Annotated in this window: 5 protein-coding genes; all 5 read left to right on the forward strand. The window is 54.7% G+C overall.

What is annotated here, in order from left to right; genetic code table 11:
* Nucleotides 1-101 precede the first annotated feature (101 nt).
* Nucleotides 102-296 carry an IS66 family insertion sequence element accessory protein TnpB gene (tnpB, locus tag DL88_RS20905; protein WP_006473174.1) on the forward strand — a complete coding sequence of 65 codons (195 nt, stop codon included), beginning with the start codon at nt 102-104 and terminating at the stop codon, nt 294-296.
* A gap of 208 nt (nt 297-504) precedes the next feature.
* Nucleotides 505-1,314 carry a phosphonate ABC transporter ATP-binding protein gene (gene phnC, locus DL88_RS18175; protein WP_006473175.1) on the forward strand — a complete coding sequence of 270 codons (810 nt, stop codon included), beginning with the start codon at nt 505-507 and terminating at the stop codon, nt 1,312-1,314.
* Nucleotides 1,311-2,159, forward strand: a complete 849-nt coding sequence (gene phnD, locus DL88_RS18180; protein WP_003501103.1) for a phosphate/phosphite/phosphonate ABC transporter substrate-binding protein — start codon at nt 1,311-1,313, stop codon at nt 2,157-2,159. Before phnC ends, phnD begins: the two co-directional genes overlap by 4 nt.
* A gap of 70 nt (nt 2,160-2,229) precedes the next feature.
* Nucleotides 2,230-3,036, forward strand: a complete 807-nt coding sequence (gene phnE, locus DL88_RS18185; RefSeq protein WP_006473411.1) for a phosphonate ABC transporter, permease protein PhnE — start codon at nt 2,230-2,232, stop codon at nt 3,034-3,036.
* 13 nt (nt 3,037-3,049) lie between these two features.
* Nucleotides 3,050-3,754, forward strand: a 705-nt coding sequence (locus DL88_RS18190) for an NAD(P)-dependent oxidoreductase (protein WP_034999399.1), incomplete at its 3' end; no start/stop codon positions are given.

Raw genomic sequence — 3,754 nt, forward strand, 5'->3', positions numbered from 1 at the left:
GCATGGTCAAACCGGGACGCCTGCCTGTCGTAGTTGCTCGGTCAGCTGACGGGAATATTCGGGATCAAGGGTGCCCGCCAGGAAGGCGCGGATATACGGACATGCGCTGTGGCTTTCCCTCCTTGGCGCTTCGGGTGCAGGAGGTTCTGCAGCATGATCCGTTGTCAGGGCATCTCTTCGTCTTCAGGGGCCGCAGATCGGATATTTTGAAGATCATCTGGCATGATGGTCTGGGCGCCTGCCTTTTTACCCGGCGGCTGGAGAAGGGCCGGTTTATCTGGCCGAATATGGGATAGCATCCGTCAAGGTGGTGTAGAATTGGGACCGGGCCGTCATGATCAGGCGGCTCTGGGTGAAATTTCTCCATCGCAGCTACGCGAGGAGGTAGAGCTGAGTTTAAGTGCTGTCATTGAAGTTTCACGAGCCTGATAAACGGACGTCATATGTCGCCCATAGTGATGCAAATATTCAATCGATGCACCACTAACGATCAGGATTATTGTGATGCTGGCTCTGAACGGAGTTGCCGTGACCTATGCCAACGGCACCCAAGCTTTGAAGACAACGACATTGACGTTCAACCAGGGTCAGTTCGTCGTGCTCCTCGGTAGATCCGGCGCAGGCAAATCTACCCTCATCCGGACACTCAACGGCTTGGTTGCGCCGACGTCTGGTTCGATCACTTCTAACGATATTGGTGCTCTGGATGCGGAAACTAAGCTTCGCATTCACCGAAGGCGAACTGGGATGATATTCCAGCAGCACCAACTCATAGGGCGCTTGAGCGCGCTCGACAACGTCATGACGGGCCGCCTGGGCTACCACTCTGGCTGGCGTACGTTGTTCCCTATGCCGCGTTCGGATCGAAGGCTGGGGTTGGAATGCCTTGAACGCGTAGGCCTTCTTGATAAGGCTCTCGTCAGGGCGGATCAACTATCCGGCGGTCAGCAGCAACGGGTGGGCATTGCGCGCGCGCTGGTCCAGAAGCCCCAACTGGTCCTTGCAGATGAGCCCGTTGCAAGTCTGGACCCTGAAACGGCTGTCGAGGTCCTGTCGCAGCTTCGCGAAATATGCACAGCCGACGGCATCACTGCTGTGATCAGCCTTCATCAGATCGATCTAGCTCGCCGGTTCGGCGACCGGGTCATTGCTATGCGCGACGGGGAAGTGGTTGCGGACGCCGCTGTCGACGAACTGACCGATCAAATGTGTGCGTCGATCTACCGCAGCGCCCCAAGAAATCCGACCACAACACAAGATTTGTCCAACTACGAGTATGATCAACCTTTAGCTGCCATGGAGGCCGCATTATGAAGAAGCTTCTGTCCCTCGCATTCCTCGCCGTTCTTGGCTGGAGTTCGTTGGCGCATGCTGGCTCAAATCCAGAGACATTGCGCGTCGCGTTGCTACCGGACGAGAACGCCGCCACTGTCATCAAAAACAATCGTCCTCTCGAGGAGTATCTTGAGAAGACACTCGGTCGGGAGATTGAACTGATCGTAACGACCGACTACTCGTCAATGATCGAAGCGATGCGTTTCGGCCGGCTTGAGTTGGCTTATTTCGGGCCGCTCTCTTACACGCTCGCGAAAACCAAGGCTGATATCGAGCCTTTCGCAGCACTTATGAAGGATGGCGAAACTACCTATCGCGCTGTAGTTGTCGCCAATGCAGAGGCTGGCATCGAAAGCCTTGAAGATGCAAAAGGGAAAAAGGTCGCGTTTGGGGACGTGGCTTCCACCTCAAGCCACCTTATCCCGAAATCTATGCTGCTTAAGGCCGGAGTTGAGGCTGGAAAAGACTATAGCGAGAACTTCGTAGGGTCGCATGATGCCGTGGCTATTGCAGTGCAGAATGGCAATGCTCAGATTGGCGGACTTTCGTTGCCCATCTACAATTCAATGGTCGCTCGTGGCACCATTGATCCTAAGAAAGTTATCGCCCTCGCCGAGTCCGATCCGTTCCCGCAGTACCCCTGGACCATGCGGTCGGATCTTGACACTTCGTTGAAAGAGGCGATCACCAAAGCCTTCATCGACCTTAAAGACGAAAAGGTATTGGCATCCTTCAAAGCCGATGGGTTCGCTCCGATCGATGACAAAGCCTACGACGTCGTCCGTGAGCTCGGTAAAGTGCTGAACTTGGACCTGAGTCAGTAAGGCGCGTTCGAGACAGTTTCTCACCTTTCGACGCAGGCGCTGGCCTGCGTCCTTTCTTCCAGGATATGTGATGACACAGCCGTCGGCCGACTACGACTCTATCCTTCAACATCAAAACAAAGCTTGGACCAGAGCTGGCGTGATCGCGTTGGCAATTGCGTGTGTGATCATTGTTAGCAGTTATCACTCCGGTCTTCTTGATCTGGAGCGTCTGGGATCTGGGTTTCCTGCGCTCTGGCAGCTCGGTACGGAAATGTTTCCCCCGGATTTCAACCGAGGCTTGGAGTGGATCAGCCCTCTCATCGACACTCTGGCGATGAGTATAGCTGGGACTGCGATCGCGGTACTGATATCACTTCCAGTTGGCTTTTTCGCCTCAGGGAAAACAGCACCCAACGCTGTCATCTATATGATCTCGCGTGGATTGTTGAATGGTCTACGGTCGATCCCGGAGCTGATTATGGGCATCGTCTTCGTGGCGGCAGTGGGATTTGGAGCGCTCCCAGGCGTGCTGGCTCTTGGTCTTCACTCGGTTGGCATGGTGGGCAAGTTCTTTGCGGAGGCGATCGAGCATTGCGATAATGCGCCTATAGAAGCCGCACGCGCAGCTGGTGCGTCGCCGTTCCAGATCGTGACGCGGGCGATCTTGCCACAAGTTCTACCGCAATTGGCCGATGTGACCATCTATCGGTGGGAGTACAACTTCCGCGCCTCGACAATCCTGGGCACTGTGGGAGCTGGTGGTATCGGTTTCGAGTTGATGACATCCCTCCGGATCATGAATTATCAGGAGGTTCTTGCGATCATGCTCGTTGTCCTTCTGATGGTCACCATCGTTGACCAGGTCGGCGCTCTCCTCCGCCGCCAGCTGCAATAGAAGGATAAATTAAATGCTCCCAAAGGTAGTAATCACCCATCGCGTCCACGAGGAGATTATCTCAAAGCTATCTCCCCACGCTCGTTTAGTTTGCAACGATACTGATGATACATGGCCCCGCGAGAAACTGCTCGCAGAATTGAGCGACGCCAAGGCGATGATGGCGTTCATGCCGGACATGATCGACGCGTCTGTACTCGCGCACGCTCCCGATCTTCAACTTGTGGCATGTGCGCTGAAAGGCTTCGATAACTTCGACATCGAAGCCTGCACGCAGCGTGGAGTCCACGTCACGATAGTGTCCGATCTTCTCACTGACCCGACAGCCGAACTTACAATCGGTCTGATGATTGCTCTTGGGCGGCACATTCTGCCAGGCGACAAGAGCGTCAGGAGGGATTACAAAGGTTGGCGCCCTCGGTTTTACGGCCTTGGGCTGCAGGGCACAGCAATCGGCATTTTAGGGATGGGAGCGATCGGAAAAGCTATAGCACAGCGCCTAAGTACCTTCGGCGCCATTGTGTCGTACTGGGATCGTCAATCCCTGGACAAAGCCGATGAGATCAGACTGAACGTAAAGCCTCTTGAATTTGACCAGTTGATCTCGTCGTCTACCTTTCTTGTGTGTGCACTCCCGCTTTCGGCCGAAACGAAGCATCTCCTCGGCGCTGAACAACTCGCCAAAATGCCCAAAGGAGCACTTCTTATTAATCCTGCA

It is taken from the genome of Beijerinckia mobilis (assembly GCF_000745425.1).
Classification (GTDB): domain Bacteria; phylum Pseudomonadota; class Alphaproteobacteria; order Rhizobiales; family Beijerinckiaceae; genus Beijerinckia; species Beijerinckia mobilis.

Coding starts and splice junctions, on each gene's coding strand:
- tnpB (WP_006473174.1), top strand. CDS start 102: ATGCGCTGTGGCTTTCCCTCCTTGGCGCTTCGGGTGCAGGAGGTTCTG.
- phnC (WP_006473175.1), top strand. CDS start 505: ATGCTGGCTCTGAACGGAGTTGCCGTGACCTATGCCAACGGCACCCAA.
- phnD (WP_003501103.1), top strand. CDS start 1,311: ATGAAGAAGCTTCTGTCCCTCGCATTCCTCGCCGTTCTTGGCTGGAGT.
- phnE (WP_006473411.1), top strand. CDS start 2,230: ATGACACAGCCGTCGGCCGACTACGACTCTATCCTTCAACATCAAAAC.